Below are 19,766 nucleotides of genomic sequence, written 5' to 3'. Positions count from 1 at the left end.
GCGCGCGTCACCCCAGGTCGAGTCGACTGCGAACGAAATCGCGCGTCGCGTCGTCGAGGAACACGACCTTGCAGCCCTTCATTCCGCGGGTGAGCAGGACGCGGTACGTGTGCTTGACGAGGTCGAGGAACGCCTCCCCCGAGCGCTTGACGACCCGGTCGTACGATTCCGTGGGGTCCGCCACCCACGTCGCCTCCGCCGGATCCCACCGCAGGTCGCGCCCCACGATCACGCCCACGTAGTCGAACTCGAAGCCCTGCGCGGTGTAGATGCACCCGACCTGATCGAGACCGCCGGGATCGGTCGCCCACACGTGCGCCTTGGGGATCCCCTTCGCGAGCCGACCGGCGTCCGGTTTGGCGTTCCACGGACGCGCCCAGTCGCCGACGACGACGTCGTCCACCAACGTACCGTCCGCATTCGGGTTCGACCACGGCCAGCAGAACCCCGCCACCATGCGGGCGGTGTCGCCCCCGTCGTTCTTCGCGCGGACCCACACCTCGAGCTCCGCGACGTCGTCCAGGACCCCGAACTCGAACGCGTCGTCGCCCTCCCACAGCACGCTGGGGGTCCGGCGGATCTGCAGCGTGTTGTCCACCCACTGCACGAACCCGTCGCTCCCCCCACACCGGAACTGCGCCTCCAGCTCGAACTCGATCAGGTCCGCACCGACCCGGGACGCGGCGTCGCGAATGAGGTCGGTGCTGCCCACCTCGTTTGGACGGACGACCTGCAGGTCGTCGAGGAAGAACACCGACACCTTCGCGGCGTGGACCAACTCCTCGACCTGCGGCCGGCCGGTGCGGTCCTCCTTCTTGGTGAAGCGGTTGGCGGACGTCGCGCGGATGCGGTGCGCCTCGTCGGACACCAGCACGTCCACGGCGTCCGCCGCCTCCTTCGCGTAGGTGTGGAAGTAGCGGAACTGGTGGCTGGCGCGTCGCCCCACGAGGCTCCGCACGTTCTCCGTGAACCACTTACTTCCGGTCGCGTGTTGCGCGTCGAAGCCCTCTCCCGCCAGGCGCCCGACCAGATGCAGCGCCACCACCGATTTGCCGGTGCCGGGCCCCCCGCGCACGAGGACGACCGACTTGCCCGCCCTCCGCGTCGCCTTGCGGGCCTCCGCGAGGACGCGTTCGAACACGACCAACTGCTCGTCGAGCAGCACGAACGACGTCTGTCCCTGCACCATCTCCGCCGTGTGCGAAAGGAGCTTCTTCGAGGGGCGCGAGGGGCTACGGACGACCCGCTGGAGCACCTCCTCTCCGTGCCCCGCCGCCATGCGACCCGCCAGATAGTCGACGAGGTCGCCCGACGCGTCGGCGGTGAACACCGGGTAGCGCTCCCGCGCCCCCCGGTGCCGGTCGGCGAACAGTTCGTCGTCCGGATCGAACGGCAGATTGTGCAGGTACGCGCAGGCGGACAAGCGCACGTCCCCCTGCGTGAACGCCTCGCGGTAGTCCTCGAGGTACTGCGCGTACTGCCCCACCTGCACCGAGGGGTGCAGCACGTCGCGGACCCGCCCCCCGAGGAAGGTCGTGACGCATCCCTCCGCCTCGCTGGGGCCCGCCTCGGACCACTGTTTCAGCTCGACGACCACCGCCTGGTCGCGCGCGTCCGCGTCGCGACCCGTCACGAGGCAATCGAGTCGCTTGGACGTCATCGGCAACTGGTGCTCGAGGAGCACCCCGTGGTCGGTCAGGTCGGCCTTCTCCAGCACCCACGACATGCTGCGAAGGCTGTTCTGCCAACTCTGCACTTCACTGCGGGGTGGGGCGTGACGAAACGCCCGCTCGTACGCCTCGGCGAGCTGGGTGGCGATGCGGCCGCGAAACGCGGCGTCGATGAAGTCCCGGGACGACCCGGCGTACAGCTGCATCCGCTCACCCCGTCCCGTCGTCGCCACCATCGGCGCCGCGATCGGCGCCGACGTCGACGCGCGCGTCGTCCGCACCGTCCGCCAGCGCGTCGTACTTCTTCGGGGATCCCTTGGCCAGGTGCACCGGGTACTTCGCTTCGTTCTTCGTCATCTTCGCGTCGAACGCATCCGCCAGATCGATCCCCGCATCGTGCGCAACGAGCAGCGTCCAGTAGAGGACGTCGGCGAGTTCGTCGCCGACCCCCTCGCGGAAGGCGTCGTCGTCCTGGAGGCGGGCGGCGAGGGTCGCCTCGTCGAGCCAGCGCACGGCCTCGGCGACCTCGCCGACCTCCGACGCCAGCGACAACACTTCGTCCTTGAGGCCGTGGAACTGCGCCCAGTCGCGCGCGTCGCGGAACGCCACGATGCGCTGCGTCAGGGCTACGAGTCGATCGGGCGGGTGCGCCGGGTTCGGCATACGTCAGCGTACCGCGGGGCACGCGGTGGGTCGACCTCCCCGCCGAACCGACGCCGGGCGGGCCGACGTCGGCCCCCCCGGCGCCCCCCGTCCCGCGTCTCGCTCAGTACACGATGACCGGTTTGACGGTCGCGCCGGACGCGGAGTCCTCGAACGCCTGGTTGATGTCCTCGAGCGCGTAGGTCTTCACGAGTTTGTCCGCCGGGAAGCGGCCCTGCCGGTACAGGTCGACCAACTGCGGAATGAAGCGCTGCGGGACGGCGCTCCCCTCGATGATCGTCTTGAAGGTCCACCCCTTCAACAGCGACCCCCCAATCTCGAACGGCACTTCGGTGCCCGCCTCCGCCGCACCGACGAGCGCCAACGTGCCGCGGACCGACAGGGCGTCCGCCAACTGCTGCAGGACCGCCGGTACGGCGGTCGTATCGAGGACGTACTGGACGCCGCGACCGCCGGTGATGGCCTTCATCTCCTCGACGACGTCCACCTTCGACGGATTGATGGCGTGCGTCGCGCCGAGCTCGCGGGCGAGCTCGAGGCGTTCGTCGTGCAGGTCGGTGGCGATGATGGTCGTCGCCCCCGCCACGCGGGCCGCCATCACCGCGGCGAGGCCGACCGCACCGGAGCCCGACACCGCGACGGACGAGCCCGCCTCCGGCTTCAGTTCGTTCAGGATCGCGCCCGCACCGGTCTGCATGCCGCACCCGAAGAACGCCACCGACTCGAGCGGCACGTCGTCGGGGACCGGCACCAGGGAGGATTCGGAGACGTTGGCGTACGTCGCGAACGACGACTGACCGAAGAAGTGCGAGGAGACCTCCTCCCCGTCCTCGGTATGGAGGGCGGTGCTGCCGTCGGCGAGGCGCCGCCCACCGAAGTTCATCGGGCCGAGGACGTCGCAGTACATCGGGTCGCCCCCCTTGCAGCTGTCGCAGTGACCGCAGTGCGCGGTGGAGAGGATGACGTGATCCCCGGGCCGGACCGCCTGGACGGCGTCGCCGACCGCCTCGACGACCCCCGCCCCCTCGTGCCCGAGGACCGCGGGTTGGGGGGTGGGGTACACGCCGTCGCGCACGATCGCGTCGGTGTGGCACACCCCCGACGCGACGAGGCGGACGCGGGCCTCGTCCGGACGGAGCTCGTCGAGCTGGAGCGTCTCGATCGACAGGGGTCCCCCCACCTTGCGGGCGACGGCGGCTTGCACGTTCGTGGACATCGCGCACCTCCCTTTCTCGATTCGATTGATGGAAACAGGGTACCTACGGCGGCCTAGGGGCGTCATGACCCCCACGACCGACGGCGGGACCGCGCGGCCGGTCGTCTCCCGGAAGCTCGATCCACCCAGCGGACCCCGCGAACGGGCGCCGCACGCGTCTCGGCCGTCTCCCCCAAGGAGGTTCCACGCCTGGCGGGGGCGGATGAGCGAGCTTCGATTCCGACGCTAGTCTCGCGACCGCATCTCCTCGAGCACATGCTTCAGCGCATCCGTCGGAGACCCCTGCGCCGCTCCCACGACGCCGGTGGGAACGACCGGGTCCAACGTCAGGTCGATCGACGTCCGGACCTCCCCTTCGCCGACGGGAACGATCTCGGGATACGTTCCAAGGAAGTCGCCCTCGTCGATTTCGACGTTGCCGTTCTCGTCCGACCATGCGATGACGGTGTTGTCTCCAGGTTTGACGTCGAATCGGTATCGCGTCAGCACCCCGGGATCCTCTTGCGATCCGCTGACCTCGGGCTCATCGCCTCCCGTATCGAGGAACGCGGCCACGACCATCGGACCCGTGAGCGTCGGTGCACTCGCGTCGGACGTCAGGAAACTTCCGGGCAGGAAGACCGCCTCCCCGTTGGCAACGAACTCCACAGCGAACTCGTAGTAGCCGGGAACGGTGACGAGATTCCGATTGACGCTGAGCTGCACGCGTTGCGTCCCGCCGGCAGGCACTTGGCCCTGCAATCGGTCCATCTCGATCGTGAAGTCCAGGAGGTCCGCAGGGTTGTCGGGCGACGCGAAGAACCGTCTAGCTTCCCAGGTCAGGGCGGTCGAGCCGCCATTCCGCAGTGTGACGGCACGCACACCGTCGAACGCCCCGAGGTCGATCGTGGCCGGCTCGAACGACAACGTTCCGACCTCGGGCGTGGGGATCGCGCCGTCGCGCACGGCTCGCAGTGCGCTGGGGGCGTTCACGAGCCCCGCCCCGCACGCTGCGTCGGCGTACGGCGCGCACGCACCAGGCGCGAGCGGTTCGGCCGTACCCGTCAGCGCGAACAACGCTTCGTCGAACGACAACTCCGGGTCCAACCCCTTCATCAGCGACACCACGCCCGCCACGTGAGGCGCCGCCATGGACGTTCCCTGAGAGTACTCGTACCCTTCCGCCGTCCGCCCCGGCCCGAAGTCGGTGCTCATGACTCCATCGGGGAACCCGTTGCGGTCGAGGTCACGGGAGACGTCGCCCCCTGGCGCCATGACGTCGATCCTCGCACCGTAGTTCGAGTAGGGCGCCCTCGTGTCGTCGTAGCCCGTCGCACCGACCGTGATGACGTTGCGGCAACTTGCCGGACTCACGTTTCGCGCGTCCTGCGCTTCGTTTCCTGCGGCCACGACCACGACCGCCTGATTCGGGGACGCAGACCGAATCGCGTCGAACGCATCCTGAGATAGGCCTGGACATGCCGGCCCCCCACCCAAACTGAGGTTGAGGACGTGGGCCGGATTCTCGTTGTCCGGGACGCCCGACACCGAGAGTCCAGCCGCCCAAAGGGTGCCGTCGACGATGTCGACGATGTTTCCGAAACCGTTCGCACCCATTACCCTCACCGGCACGATCCTGGCGTTCCAGTCCACGCCGGCCACGCCACGGCCGTTGTCGGTCGCGGCCGCGACCGTACCGGCGACGTGCGTCCCGTGCGACGAGTCCGGACTCCAGTCGTACGGCAACGGATCGCGTCCGTTCCCATCACCCGACGAACGGACGTCGCTGACGAAGTCGTACCCGGGGTGGACCTTCCCCGCGAGGTCCGGGTGGGAGACGCTGGGCTCGCCCTCGAGGTACACGATCCCCGAATCGACGATGCCGACGTTGATACCATCCGATCCCTGTGTCACGTCCCAGGCTTCGGGGAGACCGATCGCATCGTAATGCCACTGACGCCCATCCAGGTAAATCGGGTCGTTCGGCGTCGCGGCCGCGGTGTAAAGGTAGTTCGGGTGGGCGTAGCGCACCCCCGGCCGGGCGGCGAGCTCGGCAACGACCGCCAACGTCTCGTCCTCCGACAACGAGGGGTCGCGGAGCACGCCGGCAGCGATCGGCGACAAGGCCCGGACCATCTCCAGGTCGGCGCCCTCCACGTCCAGCGTCGCGAGCGACTGTACGGACGCGCCCTCCTCGTACCCGACGATGACGTCGCCAGGCACGAACTCCGCGTCGCCCGGGTCGCCCAGCCCCTCCATCGGACCTGCGGACGTCAACCCTTGGCCCGCGCTGCCCGCCGTCGAACGGACCGACGCGCGCAGCTCGACGTCCCCTGCGATCGTGCCCGTGGACGGTCCGGGAGCCGGAGCGGGAACCGGCTGCGATGCGTCGCCGCCACCGGAGCCGCACCCGGAGACGACGGACGTGCCGAGGAGGGCAAGGAGGATGAAAACGATCGTTCGTCCGACCATGGGTCACGACCTTCCATGAAAAGCTGCGAGGTGTACCGCCATACGAGCGGCTAGGTTGCACACTTAGATAGTACATTTTATCGCACTCGGCCGAAGCGATGCGCACGCCGCGGCGCGGCGCGATGCCGAGCGCTGAGCCCTTCCGGCCGAGACGTCCCGACCCGGCTCACCCATCGGGCGGGGGCCCGCGCCACGGTCGGGCGGCCCCACGCATCGATGGACATCGGCGGAGACCGGTCGGCCTTGGTTACGGAAACGATGGCCGTACCGACGACGGACCCGCGACGCGACCCGGACAGCTCCGGACGCCATCATGGTCGTGGGGCGACCGAGGCACGACGACGCGTCGGTCTCCACGGCCGACGGACCGTGCGTCCCGGCGCCGAACGTACAGCCCCCGGAACGCACCTCACGACGACCGTCGGGGCTCGTCGACCCGGTTGCGCACGACGCCCGTGGGCCGACGCTCCACGGCCCCGTCGCCAGACGGCGGGGAGGGCATCGGCGTCCGTCCGCCGCGGGAACGACCCGTCAGTCGAAGGGGACCGGCTCGAGGCGCGTCCCGTCGCCGAGCAGCCCGGTATCGCAATCGCGCGCGTCGTTCAGGCAGCGCTCGACGAGGGTCGTCATGACCGTCTCGTTCCAGCCGTTCATCCAGTCGCCGTGGAAGGTGGTGCCGCCGGCAGCGCCGGGGGGATCGGTCACGAACCGCCACTCGCTGGACGGGCCGGTCTCGTCGGTAACGAACATCTCGAAGTTGTACGAGATCTCGGGGATCGCGACGGGGTGGCTGGCGGGGCACGACCCCGTCCCGGGCACGGGCGCGGTCGCTTCGCTCGGGTACGCCATGTGGGACTGCAGGTCGTCGCTCGTGAGGTGCTCGCCGTCCCAGCACTGCGGGAACACCAGGCGGATCTCGAGGATGTCGCCCACCTCGCAGTCGGGGAGGGTGGGGACGTGATCGAGGGGGTCACCCGGGTCGAACTGCGGCGCGTCCGTCGACCAGTTTGAACAGCGGAACTTCGTGACGGCCGTGTCCTGCGGCGCCGTCGCCATGGCGTTCCCGGCGATCATCCGCAGGCCGGCGGGGGGCGGGACCAGCGTCGCGGGGTCCAGGTGGTAGCCGGTCTTGTAGTAGATCAACGGTTCGACGTACGGCATGCGGTCGCCGTCGGCGTCGTAGAGGGCGGGCACCCAGTAGCCGGAGCGGTTGGCGGTGCCGCCGTCGCACCGCGTCTCGGCGGCGTCCAGCAGGGTGTCGGCGGTCGTGAAGGCGTCGACGTCGGGGTTCCCGAGGAACACGTGCTCGTGCGCCGCGCCGGGCTCGCCGGGGTGCACGAGGGGGTCGTCGAAGGCGACGTGCGTCTCGAGGCAGTGCGTCCGGAAGGCGCCGGTGCCGTCCTCGCGTCGCTCCGCGACGTCGTCGGCCGGGACGACCCCCTCCGGACGCCCGCCCGCGGGCGGGTCGGACGCCGCGGGGAGGATCGCGAGTTGCGCCTCCAGCGGCTGGTCCAGGAACGCGTGGAACCGCGTCTCGAACGCCGCGAGCGTCATGCCGACGGTGGTCTCGAAGGCCGCCTTCCACCCGTCGCTCGCGACGGCCGGTTGCAGCGTCTCCGTCATCGCGTCGTCGGCCACGCCCGGAAGGGAATGCATGTACGCCATGGCCCACGTCCCCAGGTCGATGCCGTAGAACCCGCATTCGCCGCCGTACGCCACGAACTCCGTCAGGCGCCGGTCGTGACAGGCGGCGTTCCCGTCGATGCGGGTGGCGACGCGTTCCATCGCGTCGCGGAACCCGTACGTCAGGTCGGCGTTCCCAACGTCGTCGGGGAGCGTCCCCGCGGCGCGCAGGTCGGACCGGAGGCGCTGCCCCATGTACTCCTGCGCCCCCTCCACGAACCACACCGGCCCCATCTTCGGTTGGGCGGCCGCCTCGGTCGTCTCGCCCGTGTGTTCGACCTGCACCGTGCTCCAGAACTCGTGCAGGACGACCGCCAGGTCGTCGTCGGCGGGGACGTCCGGGTCCACGCCCGCAAGGCCGGGCGGGAGCGAGTGGAAGAACACGTGCATCGGGGCCTCCCCCGTCCGCGCGGCGCTGCTGCCGGGATCGAGGCTGTACTGGTGGTACTCCATCAGGCCGACGTAGCGGGGGGCGCCCGTTCCCACGTCGACCTTCTCCTTGGGGTTGCGTTCGAGGCAGGCGGCGACGTCGGCGTAGCGTCCCTGCTCCACGCCCCGCGGGCAGTACGTGCCCTCGAGGAACGCCTGCGCGGCGGCGGCGTCGGCCCCGATCACGTAGTAATCGACGTTCCACCCGAGGCCCCATTCGGCCTCGGCGAGCGCGAGGGTGTCCTGAACGGCGTCGAGGACGGCGTCGTCGACGTCGCGCGTCCCGTCGACGTGGATCGTGGGGCTCCCGTCGGGGACGGAGGGCGACGTGGGGGGAGGCGTCGGACCGGGGGCGGTCGACGCGCCGGTCGCGGCGCAGCCTCCGAGCGCGAGGGCGCCGAGGGCCGCCCCGAGGATGAGGATGATCCATGCGGGTTTGTGCATCGTTTCGCTCCTCGTGCGTCCGCCGGGGTTCGGGCCGGTCCGGCGGCGGGGGCGTGGGGGCGGGAACGGACGGAGAGAGGCTACGCGCGCCCCCGCAGGCGGGTCACGTCGGCATCGTCCGACACGTCCCCCGGACCGCGCCGGACGGAGCTGCGACGCGGCCGTCTGCGGCGCCGCTCAGTCCAGCGGAACGGGGCGCAGCATCGTGCCGTCCCCCAGGAGTCCCACCATGCACTCGCGGGCCTCGTGCAGGCAGCGCCCCACGATCGTCTCCATGACGTCCTCGTCCCACCCGTTCATCCAGTCCCCGTGCAGCGTCGTGCCCCCGGGGGCGCCGGCGGGGTCGGTCACGAACCGCCACTCGCTGGACGGGCCGGTCTCGTCGGTGACGTAGATGCCGAGGTTGTAGGAGATCTCGGGGATGGCGATCGGGTGGCTGGCGGGGCACGACCCCGTCCCGGGGACGGGCGCGGTCGCTTCGCTCGGGTACGCCATGTGGGACTGCAGGTCGTCGCTCGTGAGGTGCTCGCCGTCCCAGCACTGCGGGAACACCAGGCGGATCTCGAGGATGTCGCCCACCTCGCAGTCGGGGAGGGTGGGGACGTGGTCGAGGGGGTCCCCGTCGCTGAACTGCGGGGCGTCGGGCGTCCAGGCGTTGCACCGGAACTTCGTGACGGCGACGTCCTGCGGCGCGGTCGCCATGGCGTTCCCGGCGATCATCTGCAGGCCGGCGGGGGGCGCGACGATCGAGGTGGGGTCCAGGTGGTAGCCGGTCTTGTAGTAGATCAACGGATCGACGAAGCGGATGCGGTCGCCGTCGGCGTCGTACAGGGTCGGCATCCAGTAGGCGGAGCGGTTGAGGGTGCCGCCGTCGCAGCGGGTCTCGGTCGTCTCGAACAGCGACGCCTGCGTCGTGTAGGCGTCGACGTCGGGGTTACCGAGGAACACGTGCTCGTGCGCCGCGCCGGGCTCGCCGGGGTGCACGAGGGGGTCGTCGAAGGCGACGTGCGTCTCGAGGCAGTGCGTCCGGAAGGCGCCGGTGCCGTCCTCGCGCAGCCCGGCGGGCTCGTCGGCGGGCACGATCCCGTCGGGGCGTTCCGCGACCGGCGGGGCGGGCTGGGACGCGCCGGCGCTCGGGCTGCAGGCGACCAGCCCCCCGACGAGCGCGAGGGCGGCCAGGAGGGGGGCACGGCGGGCCGCGGGGCGGGGTTCGCCCGGCGGACGCGGGGGGGTGCGGAGGGGGCGGGGGGCGTGATTCACGGGTCGGGGACCTCCAGATCCAGAGCGTACGTGCCGTCCGCGACGTTCACGCGGACGGTGCCGCGCTCGAAGCGGCGGGTGAACGTCATGCCGTCGTTCGAGACGACCGCCTCCCCGAGGGGACGACCGGTGACGACCCGGTCGTACGCGTCGTAGTACGGCCAGCTGACGTCGAACCAGCCGCCACCCTCGGGGTCGGTCTGCATGTCGGAGAAGCCGAAGTAGCTGCCCGGGCCGGTCGCAACGAGGAAGGCGGCCATCCCGAACTCCAGGAACGCCGCCTCGTCGAAGCGGATGCGGGTGCCGTCCCGCCCGTAGCAGCCCCCTGCGCACCCGTCGTCCTCGGGGAAGTAGGGCATGTGCACGATCGTGGGGATCCCCCGCCGGGTCGCCTCGAGGGTGGTGCGGATCTGTCGCGCGGCCTGCTCGCCGAGGTTCCACATCCAGAACTCGTCGTTCCGCGCGAACGGCACGTCCCCGAGCCCCGCGACGACGTCGTCCAGCCCGCGCGGGCAGGCGTTCTCCCAGGGGACCTGCCCCGCGTCCGCCGCGAACCCCATGGGGGTCGAGAGGACGGGGTAGCGCCCGCGCGCCTCGAGCCGCGCGAACGCGTCGGCGTACAGGTCGGTCTGCGCGTCGAGGAACGCGCGGCGTTCGTCGGGCGTCAGGCGACTGAGCTGCTGGCCTTCGTCGCAGGGGACGGAGTGTCCGTTGTCGAAGAACACCCCCTGCGCGGGCCCGCGGGCGGCCCGCTCGACGACGTCCAGGAAGGCGCGCCGCGCGTCGGCGCGGCGGACGTCCCACCGGCAGTACGCGAGGCCGGTCGTGGCGCCGGTCTCGCCGACGTCGAGGGGGTAGTCGATGAACCCCGGACAGCCGCGCGCGTCGGGCAGGAACAACGCCTGGCGCTCCAGGAGGTCGCGCTGCGGGGCGAACATGCTGCCCGCCCACATGCCGCTGCGGTACACGAGGGTCGGGGGGCCGCCGTCCGCCTGGATGCGGCGCGCCTCCGCGTCCATGAACCCCCCGAGGTCCCCCCCGGCCCACAGGCCGGTCGTGAACTCCTCGAGGAACTGCCCCGCGCGGAACTCGACGATGGCGAGCTCGAACCGCCGGATCTTGGCGAGTTGTTCGTCCGTGTACGGCCCCTCGGGCTCCGCGGCGAAGTAGAGGGACGGGAACGTCTCGTACCCCGTCCAGCGCCACGGTTGGCCGGTCTCGCGGTCGGTCGTCGGCGGGGAGGACGGGGGCGCGGGGGGCGTGGACGGCGCCGCCGCGTCGCCGGGCGCGCAGGCCGCCAGCCCCACCATCAGGGCGAGCGCCGCGCCCCACGACCGGGCGCTGCGGAGCGGGGCGTCAGTCGACACGGAACCCCACCGCCTCGGCGTAACGGATGAGTTCGATGAGGTTCGCGACGCCCAGCTTCGCCATGATGCGGGTCTTGTAGGTCGACACCGTCTTCGGGGACAACCCCAGGTCGCGCGCCACCTCGGTCGTGCCGAGACCGAGGTAGGTGAGGCGCATGACGCGCATCTCCTGCTCGGACAACGCCGCGAAGCCCTCCGGCGCCGGGGCGCGCCCTCCGGCCGGATCGCCGGCGCTCGCACCACCCCCCGCCCCCTCGTCCAGGTCCGCGTCCTCGAACGCCGTCCCGCCCCAGGCGACCGTCCGGACCGCGTGGACGATGCGGACGTCGGAGGCGTCCTTCGTGAGGTACCCCTGCGCGCCGAGGTCGTGGGCGTGCCGCGCGTGCGTCCTCGCCGCGTGCATCGTCAGCAGCACGACGGCGGGCGGGACGCGCCGCTCCCGGAGGCGGCGGAGGACGTCGAACCCGTCGCGTCCGGGCATGGACACGTCCAGCAGCACGACGTCCAGCCGTTCGAGCTGCGCGAGACCGTCGAGGAACGCCGCGCCGTCGGCGTAGACGCCCGCCACGCGGACGTCGTCCGCGCGCGCGAGGACGGCCTCCAGGCCCGCGCGGACGACGGCGTGGTCGTCGACGATGGCGACGTGAATCACGTGGACTCCACGCCGCGAGCATGACGCACGCGCGGGGCGGCGTCGCGTCGGAGGACGCCTACGCTCCGGGCGGTCGGCGCGGAGGGCGGTAGCGGGGGACGTCGAGCGTCGCGCGCACGCCGCCCCCCTCGCGGTTCGCGAGCGTCAGGGGGGCGGGGATCGTCGCCGCCAGCGCGCGCGCGACGAGCAGCCCGACGCCGCTCCCCCCCTCGCCCGCCGTGCCGTGCGCCCCGCGCACGACCTCCCCCGCCCGGACCCGACGCAGCACGCCGGGGGGCATCCCGACGCCCTCGTCCTCCACGAGGACGTGGACGACCTCCGGCCCGAGCGTCGCGGTGACGGCGACGCGCCGCCCGCCGGGCGTGAACTTGACGGCGTTCCCCACCACGTTGCGGAGGATCGCGACCAACGTGTCGTGCCGGCAGGCCGCGAGGGCGTCCACCTCCCCCACCGACACGTCGAGGGGGACGCCCTTCTCCGCCGCGTCGGCGGCGACGAAGGCGATCGCCTCGGTCACCGCCGCCTCGACGTCGCACAGGGCGCCGTCCGACGTCGCGTCCGGCGTCGGGGGCGCCCCGATCGCCGTGAGGTTGCTCAGGACGTGCGCCACGTCGTTCGTGGAGCGCTCGAGCCGCTGCGCGAGCCGGGATGCGTCCTCGGGCTCGAGGCCGTCGCCGTCGCGAAGCGTCCGACTCACGTGCCGGACGGCCAGCAGCGGGGTCTTCAGGTCGTGATCGATGGCGTGGAAGAGCGTGTCCCGCAGCCGCCCGAGGGCGCGCATCTCGATGTCGCGCTCCAGGGCGCGGAGCCGGAACCGGTCGACGAGGGCGTACAGGAGGCCCGCGAAGCCGGCGGCGCCCACGGCGTTCGTGAGGACGGTGGCGCGGACGTCGGGGTCGCCCTGCCAGGCGAACGCCGCCCCGACGACGAGCGTCGTCGCGAGCACGAGCCACGTGCCGACGACGACGGGCCGGACGTACACGAGCACCGGGAGGGCGAACGTCGTGACGGCGAACGCCAGCATCGCCCCGTCGCCCCGCTGGTTGAGCGCGGCGACGAGGGCGGGCACGAGGACGATGGTCGCGACCGCCGCGTGCCGCAGGGCGTGCTCCCACGACGTGTCGCGCTCGCTGCGGAGGCGCGCCAGGTAGGTCGCGGCGACGAGGACGAAGAAGGTGACGAAGGCGGTCGGGAGGAGCGGGTGCAGCGCCCCGAGCCGGCCCGCCAACCACCAGGAGGCCTCGAACCGTGCGACGGGGCCCACCACCAGCGTGTAGATCAGCAGCAGGCCGAACACGTGCCACTGCAGGGGGTACAGCGTCCGTCGCGCCTCGCGTTCCTCGGGGCCTCGACGGAGGACCGACCCGAGCGCGTTCCACGGCACGTCCCCAACCACGACCTCCACTCATACCGCAGGTCCGCGCGGCGGACGGCCATCTGGACGCCCCCCGTTCCGGCGCCCACCGAGCGGCCGGTCGCGCGCCGCGCTCAGGGGGTGGGCGCCGGACGCCCGAACGCCAACCGGCGCGCCAGGATCCCGAGCGCCCGCTCCATCGGGCCCTTCGCCGTGACGCGGCCGAGCGCGGCCGCGGCGAGCGACAGGCCGACGGCGACCCCGACCGAGATCGCCACCGCCGCGGCGTAGGGGGTCCGGCCGTAGAGGCCGGCCCCCCACCCGGAGAACAGCAGGCTCAGGACGACCGACTGGCTGAGGTACGTCGTGAGCGCCATGCGTCCCGCGGGCGCCCACCAGGCGACCCACGCGGGGCGCGTGCGGAGCAGCGCGACGACCGCCGCGACGTACCCCGCCGACAAGAGCGGCGCCGTCAGGAAGCCCGCGAAGGTGCTGCCCAACGCGACCGACTCGAGCCGCCCCGCCGACGTCTCGTTCGCCAGCCAGACCCCCGCCGACGCCAGCTGCAGCGGCAGCCCCACGCCGAACCCCCACACGAGCCACCGGCGGACCGCGACCGCCTCGCCGCGCCCCGCCAGCAGGTGCGTGCGGGCGGCGCGGAGGCCGACGAGGAACGCCGCGAACGCCAGCGGGCCCTGCAGCAAAAGCACGAACGGCAGCGTCTGGAGCCACAGCGTCGCGCGCGGTGGGATCGACGCGAGGTAGTCGCGCGCCTGCACCGCCGCGCCGTACGGCGTCGCGACGCTCGTGGCGACGTCCGCCCCCTGCACCTCCCCAAGGCGCAGCAGCGCGACGAGGCCGACCAGCAGGACGGTGGCGACGGCGAACGACGCCCGCGTCCGGCGGCGGAGGACCTCGGGCGGCCGGAACAACAGCGGCGTGAGGAGGAGCCCGAGGACGCCGTAGACGAACAGGATGTCCCCGATGAACGCCAGCACCGCGTGCGCCGCCCCGAAGACCATCAACGCCAGCGACCGGCCACGCCACCGCGGGACGGCGTCCGCGCCGCGCCGCAGGGCGTAGCGCGTGGCGTACCCGAACAGGAACGCGAACACCAGGTAGAACTTCCCCTGCGCGAACGCGTGCACGAGGAACGCGGCGGCGGCGTCGGCGGACGTGCGGAGCGCGTCGGCGGTCACGCCGTTCGCGACGTCGGTCGCGAAGAACGCGACGTTGACGACGATGATGCCCAGCAGCGCGAAGCCGCGCAGGACGTCGGGGGCGAGGTCGCGGGACGGGGAGGTCACGGCGTCAGCGTACGCCGTGCGCCGGGGCGGCGGGTCAACTCAACTGCCCCATGATGGAGAACATCGGGATGAACATGCCGGCGACGATGAAGCCGACGACCACGCCCAGGAACACGATCAACAGCGGTTCGAGGGCCGCCGTGAGGCTGGCGACCGCCTCGTCGACCTCGCGCTCGTAGAACGACGCGATCTTCCGCATCATCGCGTCCACCGCGCCGGTCTCCTCCCCGATCGCGGTCATCGACGACACCAGCGGCGGGAACACGCGCGGGTGCCGCGACAGCGTGGCGCTGATCTGCTCCCCGCGCTGCACCGCCCCCTTGGCCTCCTCGAGGATGTCCTCGATGACCGCATTGCCGGCGGTGCCCTTCGTGATGTCGAGCGCCTCGACGATGTTCACGCCGCTCTGCAGCAGCAACCCGAACGTGTTCGAGAAGTTCGCGATCGCGGTCTTCTGGATCAACGTCCCGAACACCGGGAGGCGCAACAGGACCCGGTCGGTGGCGTGCCGCCCCCCGTCGGTGCGGCGCCACAGGCGGATCCCCACCACGACCGCGACGACGGCGAGGACGAGCAGCCACCAGGCGTTCTGCAGGAACTCGCTGATCGCGATCAACACCTGCGTGATGAGCGGCATCTCGCCGCCCAACGACGTGAGGATCTGCGCGAACTGCGGCACGATGCCGGTCAGGAGGAAGAACGTCACGCCGACCGCGATGACGAGCACGACCGCGGGGTACGTGAGCGCACTCCGGATCTTGCCGCGCAACTCCGCCTGCTTCTCCAGGTACCCCGCGACGCGCTCGAGGATGCCGTCGAGGTTGCCCGACACCTCCCCCGCCTTGACGAGGTAGACGTACAACCGGTCGAAGATCCCGGGGAACTTGCGCATCGCGTCGGACAGCGGGAGGCCGGTCTCGACGTCCTCGCGGACCTTCTTCAGCGCGTCCGCGAAGCCCTCCTTGTCCGCCTGCCGCTGCAGGATCGTCAGCGACTGCACGACCGGGAGGCCGGCGGCGATCACGGTCGCGAACTGCCGCGAGAAGATCGTGACGTCGCGGATGCCGGGCCGGTTGCCGACGTCCAACCATTTCGGCAGCTTGATCTCGGTGTTCAGGCCCGTCCCGGGCGCCTTGATCTCCGCGACGAACAGGCCCTTCTCGCGCAACTTCGCCGCGACGTCGCGCTGCGTCGCCGCCTCCATCGTCGCCGCCACGACCTTTCCGCTGCGGTCGCGGGCCTTGTACTCGAACGTCGGCATGCGGTTCCTCCCGGGCGGGGCGTCCCCCGTCATCCTAGCCCCGCCCGCGGGGCGCGGGGGCGGGCTCCGCACACGCGGAGTGGTAGCGTCCCGCATGCCGCGCGAACGTGTTCGCGACAAGCGCGCCCGCGCCGAACGGGTCCTCGCCGAACTGGTGCGCCTCTACCCCGACGCGGCGACGGAACTGGCGTTCACGACGCCGTTCGAACTCCTGATCAGTACGATCCTCTCCGCGCAGGCGACCGACGTCTCCGTGAACGCCGCCACCCCCGCCCTGTTCGCCGCCTACCCCGATGCGCACGCCCTCGCCGCCGCCACCCCGGAGGCGGTCGAGCCGTACGTCAAAACCATCGGGCTCTACCGCACGAAGGCGAAGAACGTCGTGAAGACCGCCCGGGCGCTCGTCGCGCACCACGGCGGGGCGGTCCCCGAGGCGTTCGAGGCGTTGTTGGCGTTGCCGGGCGTGGGGCGCAAGACCGCGAACGTCGTCGCGTCGAACGCGTTCGGGCGGCCCGGCATCGCGGTCGATACGCACGTCGGGCGGTTGGCGCGACGCCTGCGCTTCAGTCGTCACGAGGACCCCGACAAGGTCGAGGTCGACCTCGAGCGGCTGTTCCCCGAGGACCGCTGGATCTTCCTGCATCACGCCCTGATCCTGCACGGGCGCCGCGTCTGCCACGCCCGCACCCCCGCCTGCGACGCCTGCAGCCTGGCCGCCGACTGCCCCAGCGCCCGGGCGTGACGCGTCCAGGACGCGCCGACGCCGCCCCCCATTGACGGCGGGGCCCGGCCCCCGTATGCTCCCCGCGTAGTCACAATCCGTTACGTCAAGGGACGAACGTCCCTACCGCCCTTGGGTCTCGCGGAGACGTCCTCTCCCGAGGCGACCTGGAGGTTCACCATGAAGCGCATTCTCGTCACGCTGCTCGCCGCGTTCGGGCTGTCCGCCGCCTTCGCGCAACCCTCGAACGTGCAGTGCATCGCCCCCGCCGACCCCGGCGGCGGCTGGGACTTCACCTGCCGCACCATCGCGCCCGTCCTGACCGACCTCGACCTCATCGACGGCCAGGTGCGCACCCAGAACATGGCCGGCGCCGGCGGCGGCGTCGCCTTCACCCACGTCGTCGGGCAGCAGGGCGACAACCAAGACCTGATCGTGGCGGCCTCCACCGCGACCACCACGCGCCTCGCGCAGGGCCAGTTCCCCGACGTGACCGCGGACGACGTCCGCTGGATCGGCGCGGTCGGCGCCGACTTCGGCGTGATCGGCGTCGCGCCCGACAGCGACTACGACTCGCTGACCGAGCTGATGGACGCCTGGAGCGGCGACCCCGGCGCGCTGACGATCGTGGGCGGCTCCGCCGTCGGCGGATGGGACCACCTCAAGGTCCTCCTCGCGGCCCAGTCGGCCGGCGTCGAGAACGTCGAGCAGATCCAGTACGTGTCGTTCAACAGCGGCGGCCAGGCGATCCTCGAGGTCACCGGCGGGCGCGCCGACGTCTTCACCGGCGACATCTCCGAAGCGCTGCCGCAGATCGAGGCCGGCAACCTGAAGGTCGTCGCCGTCCTCAGCGACGAGCGCCTCTCGGCGCTGCCGGACGTCCCCACCGCCATCGAGCAGGGCATCGACGCCGTCGGCGCCAACTGGCGCGGCTTCTACGTCCCCGCCGGCGTGTCCGACGAGCGGTTCCAGTACTGGGCGGACGCCCTGCGCCAGCTCGAGGCGTCGGACCAGTTCGCGGAGATCCGCGAGCAGAACGGCCTCGCGCCGTTCGCGCGGTTCGGCGACGACATGGAGCAGTTCGTGCTGGACCAGGTCGACGACATCGCGGAACTCTCCGCGCGCATCAGCCAGTAACCCCCCACACCCCGACGACGAACCTCGCGGACGGGGGTGCCTCGCGCACCCCCGTCCGCGCGTTCCCCGGAGGCGCCCCCGCGCATGAGTCACCGCATCGCTTCGCTCGTGCTGCTGGCGCTCGGCGCGATCTACGTCGCCCTCGCCACGCAGATCCAACCCACGCCGTTCAGCGACCCGCTCGGGCCCCGCTGGGTCCCCGTGTTCTTCGGCCTCTTCCTCATGGGCGCCGCCGTCGCGATGTTCGTGCAGCCCCGCGCCGCCGTCGCCTGGCCCCCCCGCGGCACGCTGCTCCGCCTCGCCCTCACCCTCGCCGGCTTCGTCGCCTACGCGCTGTTGCTGAACCCGCTCGGGTTCGTCGTCGCGACGGCGCTCGCCTTCACGCTCTTCGCCGTGCAGTTCGGGGGGACGCCGCGCAACGCGGCGCTCGCCGGCGTGGTGTTCGCGGTCGCGGCGTACCTGTTGTTCTCCACCGCCCTGGACCTGTACCTCCCCACCGGCGCGTGGCTGGACGGGTGGCGCTGACGTGGACGCCTTCGCGCCCCTGATCGCCGGCTTCGAGACGGCGCTCAGCCTCCAGAATCTGGCGTTCGTGTTCGTCGGCGTCCTGCTCGGGACGCTCATCGGCATGCTGCCCGGGATCGGCCCGATCAACGGCATCGCCATCCTCATCCCCATCACCTTCGCGCTGGACCTGAACCCGACCACGATGCTGATCCTGTTCGCGGGGATCTACTACGGCTCGCAGTACGGCAACTCCATCAGCGCGATCCTGCTGAACGTCCCCGGGACCGCCTCCTCCGTCGCGACGACCCTCGACGGCTACGAGATGGCGAAGCGGGGGCGCGCCGGGCCGGCCCTGGCGATGTCCGCCATCGCCTCGTTCCTCGGCGGCACGCTGGCGATCTTCGGGCTGGTGTTCCTGGCCCCCGCCCTCGCGCAGTTCGCGATCCGCTTCGGGCCGGCGGAGTACTTCGCGTTGATCGTCTTCACCTTCACCACCATCAGCGCCCTCACCGGCAAGAACTTCGTCAAGGGCCTGATCGCCACGGCGATCGGCCTGGTGATCGCCTCGATCGGGCTCGACCCCGGGACCGGAGCGCCCCGCTTCACGTTCGGGCAACTCCCCCTCTACGACGGCATCGATTTCGTATCCGCCACGATCGGCCTGTTCGCCGTCGCGGAGGTCTTCCAACTCCTCGAACAGAGTCGCGTCGGGGGGGAGGTCAAGACGAAGGTCGGGCGCGCCATGATCAACGTCCGCGAGCTCGGCGGGTCGTTCTGGGTGATGATCCGCAGCGCCGTCAGCGGCTTCCTCGTCGGGACGCTCCCCGGGGCGGGCGCCACCATCGCGGCGTTCCTGGCGTACAGCAACGAACAACGCTGGGTCGACAAGGACCGCACCTTCGGGCAGGGCGACGTGCGCGGCGTCGCGGCCCCGGAATCGGCGAACAACGCCGCGGTGTCCGGCGCCCTCATCCCGCTGTTGACGTTGGGGGTCCCCGGCAGCGGCACGACCGCGGTCATGCTCGCGGCGTTGCTGGCGTTGAACCTCAACCCCGGCCCGCTGTTCATCGAGCAGCAACCCGACCTCTTCTGGGGCCTGATCGCCTCGATGTACATCGGCAACGTCATGCTGCTCGTCCTGAACCTGCCGCTCGTCGGGCTGTTCATCCGCGTGCTGTTGATCCCCCGCTGGGTGCTGGCGCCCTCCGTCGCGGTCATCGGTTACGTCGCGGTGTTCAGCGTCAACAGCTCGGTCTTCGACCTGATGGTGATGACCGTGCTCGGGGTGCTCGGCTACCTCCTGCGCAAGATCAACGTCCCCATCGCCCCCATCATCCTCGCGCTCGTGCTGGGCCCGATGATGGAAACGAACCTCCGGCGGGCGTTGGCGCAGGCGCAGGGCGACCCGTCGGTCCTCGTCGGGTCGGGCATCGCCATCGCGCTGTGGGTCATGGTCGCCGCCTCCGTCGTGCTGCCGCTCGTGACGCGCCGTTCGGCGCTCGAGGCGGTCGCCCCGCCCGCGCGGTCCCGCGACGACGAGGACGCCCCCCCGATGAACGACTGACCGCGGCGCCCGTCGCCCCGTCGCCGGCGTCCCTCCGTCGCCCCCCGGGGCGGCGGTCGGGCGCGGCGCACGCCGCGGGT

15 protein-coding genes are annotated in these 19,766 nt (G+C 71.6%); 4 read left to right on the top strand and 11 right to left on the bottom strand.

Annotation, left to right across the window (positions count from 1 at the left end):
• Positions 1-7: 7 nt before the first annotated feature.
• The 11 genes from RI554_05135 to RI554_05085 form a co-directional block, all read right to left on the bottom strand.
• On the bottom strand, positions 8-1,876 hold the full coding sequence (locus RI554_05135) for a DUF2075 domain-containing protein (protein MDR9391395.1): 1,869 nt from the start codon (positions 1,874-1,876) through the stop codon (positions 8-10).
• A gap of 4 nt (positions 1,877-1,880) precedes the next feature.
• The gene (locus RI554_05130) at positions 1,881-2,333 is read right to left on the bottom strand and encodes a nucleotide pyrophosphohydrolase (GenBank protein MDR9391394.1); all 453 of its coding nucleotides are present in this window, start codon (positions 2,331-2,333) and stop codon (positions 1,881-1,883) included.
• Between the two features lie 103 nt (positions 2,334-2,436).
• Positions 2,437-3,549, bottom strand: coding sequence for an NAD(P)-dependent alcohol dehydrogenase (locus tag RI554_05125; GenBank protein MDR9391393.1), 1,113 nt, complete (start codon positions 3,547-3,549; stop codon positions 2,437-2,439).
• Positions 3,550-3,774: 225 nt separating this feature from the next.
• Positions 3,775-5,787, bottom strand: coding sequence for a S8 family peptidase (locus tag RI554_05120; protein ID MDR9391392.1), 2,013 nt, complete (start codon positions 5,785-5,787; stop codon positions 3,775-3,777).
• A gap of 744 nt (positions 5,788-6,531) precedes the next feature.
• Positions 6,532-8,556: a DUF1996 domain-containing protein gene (locus tag RI554_05115; protein MDR9391391.1), complete on the bottom strand. Its 2,025-nt coding sequence runs from the start codon at positions 8,554-8,556 to the stop codon at positions 6,532-6,534.
• Positions 8,557-8,733: 177 nt separating this feature from the next.
• Positions 8,734-9,816 (bottom strand): DUF1996 domain-containing protein, encoded by a 1,083-nt coding sequence (locus tag RI554_05110; protein MDR9391390.1) that lies wholly within the window; start codon positions 9,814-9,816, stop codon positions 8,734-8,736.
• A complete protein-coding gene (locus tag RI554_05105) occupies positions 9,813-11,183 on the bottom strand; it encodes a hypothetical protein (GenBank protein MDR9391389.1) in 1,371 nt (456 codons plus the stop codon). Before RI554_05105 ends, RI554_05110 begins: the two co-directional genes overlap by 4 nt.
• Positions 11,173-11,835, bottom strand: a complete 663-nt coding sequence (locus tag RI554_05100; protein MDR9391388.1) for a response regulator transcription factor — start codon at positions 11,833-11,835, stop codon at positions 11,173-11,175. Before RI554_05100 ends, RI554_05105 begins: the two co-directional genes overlap by 11 nt.
• A gap of 58 nt (positions 11,836-11,893) precedes the next feature.
• Positions 11,894-13,219, bottom strand: a complete 1,326-nt coding sequence (locus RI554_05095; protein MDR9391387.1) for a HAMP domain-containing sensor histidine kinase — start codon at positions 13,217-13,219, stop codon at positions 11,894-11,896.
• A gap of 104 nt (positions 13,220-13,323) precedes the next feature.
• Positions 13,324-14,496, bottom strand: a complete 1,173-nt coding sequence (locus RI554_05090) for a DUF418 domain-containing protein (GenBank protein MDR9391386.1) — start codon at positions 14,494-14,496, stop codon at positions 13,324-13,326.
• 34 nt (positions 14,497-14,530) lie between these two features.
• The gene (locus RI554_05085; protein ID MDR9391385.1) at positions 14,531-15,757 is read right to left on the bottom strand and encodes a type II secretion system F family protein; all 1,227 of its coding nucleotides are present in this window, start codon (positions 15,755-15,757) and stop codon (positions 14,531-14,533) included.
• A 94-nt stretch (positions 15,758-15,851) separates the two neighbouring features.
• Here RI554_05085 and nth point away from each other — a divergent pair, with 94 nt between their 5' ends.
• The 4 genes from nth to RI554_05065 all read left to right on the top strand — a co-directional run bounded on the left by nth (position 15,852) and on the right by RI554_05065 (position 19,686).
• Positions 15,852-16,499 carry an endonuclease III gene (gene nth / locus RI554_05080; GenBank protein MDR9391384.1) on the top strand — a complete coding sequence of 216 codons (648 nt, stop codon included), beginning with the start codon at positions 15,852-15,854 and terminating at the stop codon, positions 16,497-16,499.
• Between the two features lie 159 nt (positions 16,500-16,658).
• Entirely contained in the window at positions 16,659-17,615 is a 957-nt protein-coding gene (locus RI554_05075) for a tripartite tricarboxylate transporter substrate-binding protein (GenBank protein MDR9391383.1), read from the top strand.
• 84 nt (positions 17,616-17,699) lie between these two features.
• Complete coding sequence (locus tag RI554_05070; protein ID MDR9391382.1) at positions 17,700-18,140, top strand: tripartite tricarboxylate transporter TctB family protein; 441 nt, start codon at positions 17,700-17,702, stop codon at positions 18,138-18,140.
• Position 18,141: 1 nt separating this feature from the next.
• Positions 18,142-19,686, top strand: coding sequence for a tripartite tricarboxylate transporter permease (locus RI554_05065; GenBank protein MDR9391381.1), 1,545 nt, complete (start codon positions 18,142-18,144; stop codon positions 19,684-19,686).
• Positions 19,687-19,766: the final 80 nt, after the last annotated feature.

Source organism: Trueperaceae bacterium (assembly GCA_031581195.1).
Taxonomy (GTDB): domain Bacteria; phylum Deinococcota; class Deinococci; order Deinococcales; family Trueperaceae; genus SLSQ01.
Note: the sequence above shows the minus strand (reverse complement) of the source record. Positions and strands in the feature narration are given on the sequence as shown.

What these genes read in the sequence shown, in the direction of transcription:
- RI554_05135 (MDR9391395.1), bottom strand. Translation starts at nt 1,876, where the DNA reads ATGCAGCTGTACGCCGGGTCGTCCCGGGACTTCATCGACGCCGCGTTT.
- RI554_05130 (MDR9391394.1), bottom strand. Translation starts at nt 2,333, where the DNA reads ATGCCGAACCCGGCGCACCCGCCCGATCGACTCGTAGCCCTGACGCAG.
- RI554_05125 (MDR9391393.1), bottom strand. Translation starts at nt 3,549, where the DNA reads ATGTCCACGAACGTGCAAGCCGCCGTCGCCCGCAAGGTGGGGGGACCC.
- RI554_05120 (MDR9391392.1), bottom strand. Translation starts at nt 5,787, where the DNA reads ATGGAGGGGCTGGGCGACCCGGGCGACGCGGAGTTCGTGCCTGGCGAC.
- RI554_05115 (MDR9391391.1), bottom strand. Translation starts at nt 8,556, where the DNA reads ATGCACAAACCCGCATGGATCATCCTCATCCTCGGGGCGGCCCTCGGC.
- RI554_05085 (MDR9391385.1), bottom strand. Translation starts at nt 15,757, where the DNA reads ATGCCGACGTTCGAGTACAAGGCCCGCGACCGCAGCGGAAAGGTCGTG.
- nth (MDR9391384.1), top strand. Translation starts at nt 15,852, where the DNA reads ATGCCGCGCGAACGTGTTCGCGACAAGCGCGCCCGCGCCGAACGGGTC.
- RI554_05075 (MDR9391383.1), top strand. Translation starts at nt 16,659, where the DNA reads ATGAAGCGCATTCTCGTCACGCTGCTCGCCGCGTTCGGGCTGTCCGCC.
- RI554_05070 (MDR9391382.1), top strand. Translation starts at nt 17,700, where the DNA reads ATGAGTCACCGCATCGCTTCGCTCGTGCTGCTGGCGCTCGGCGCGATC.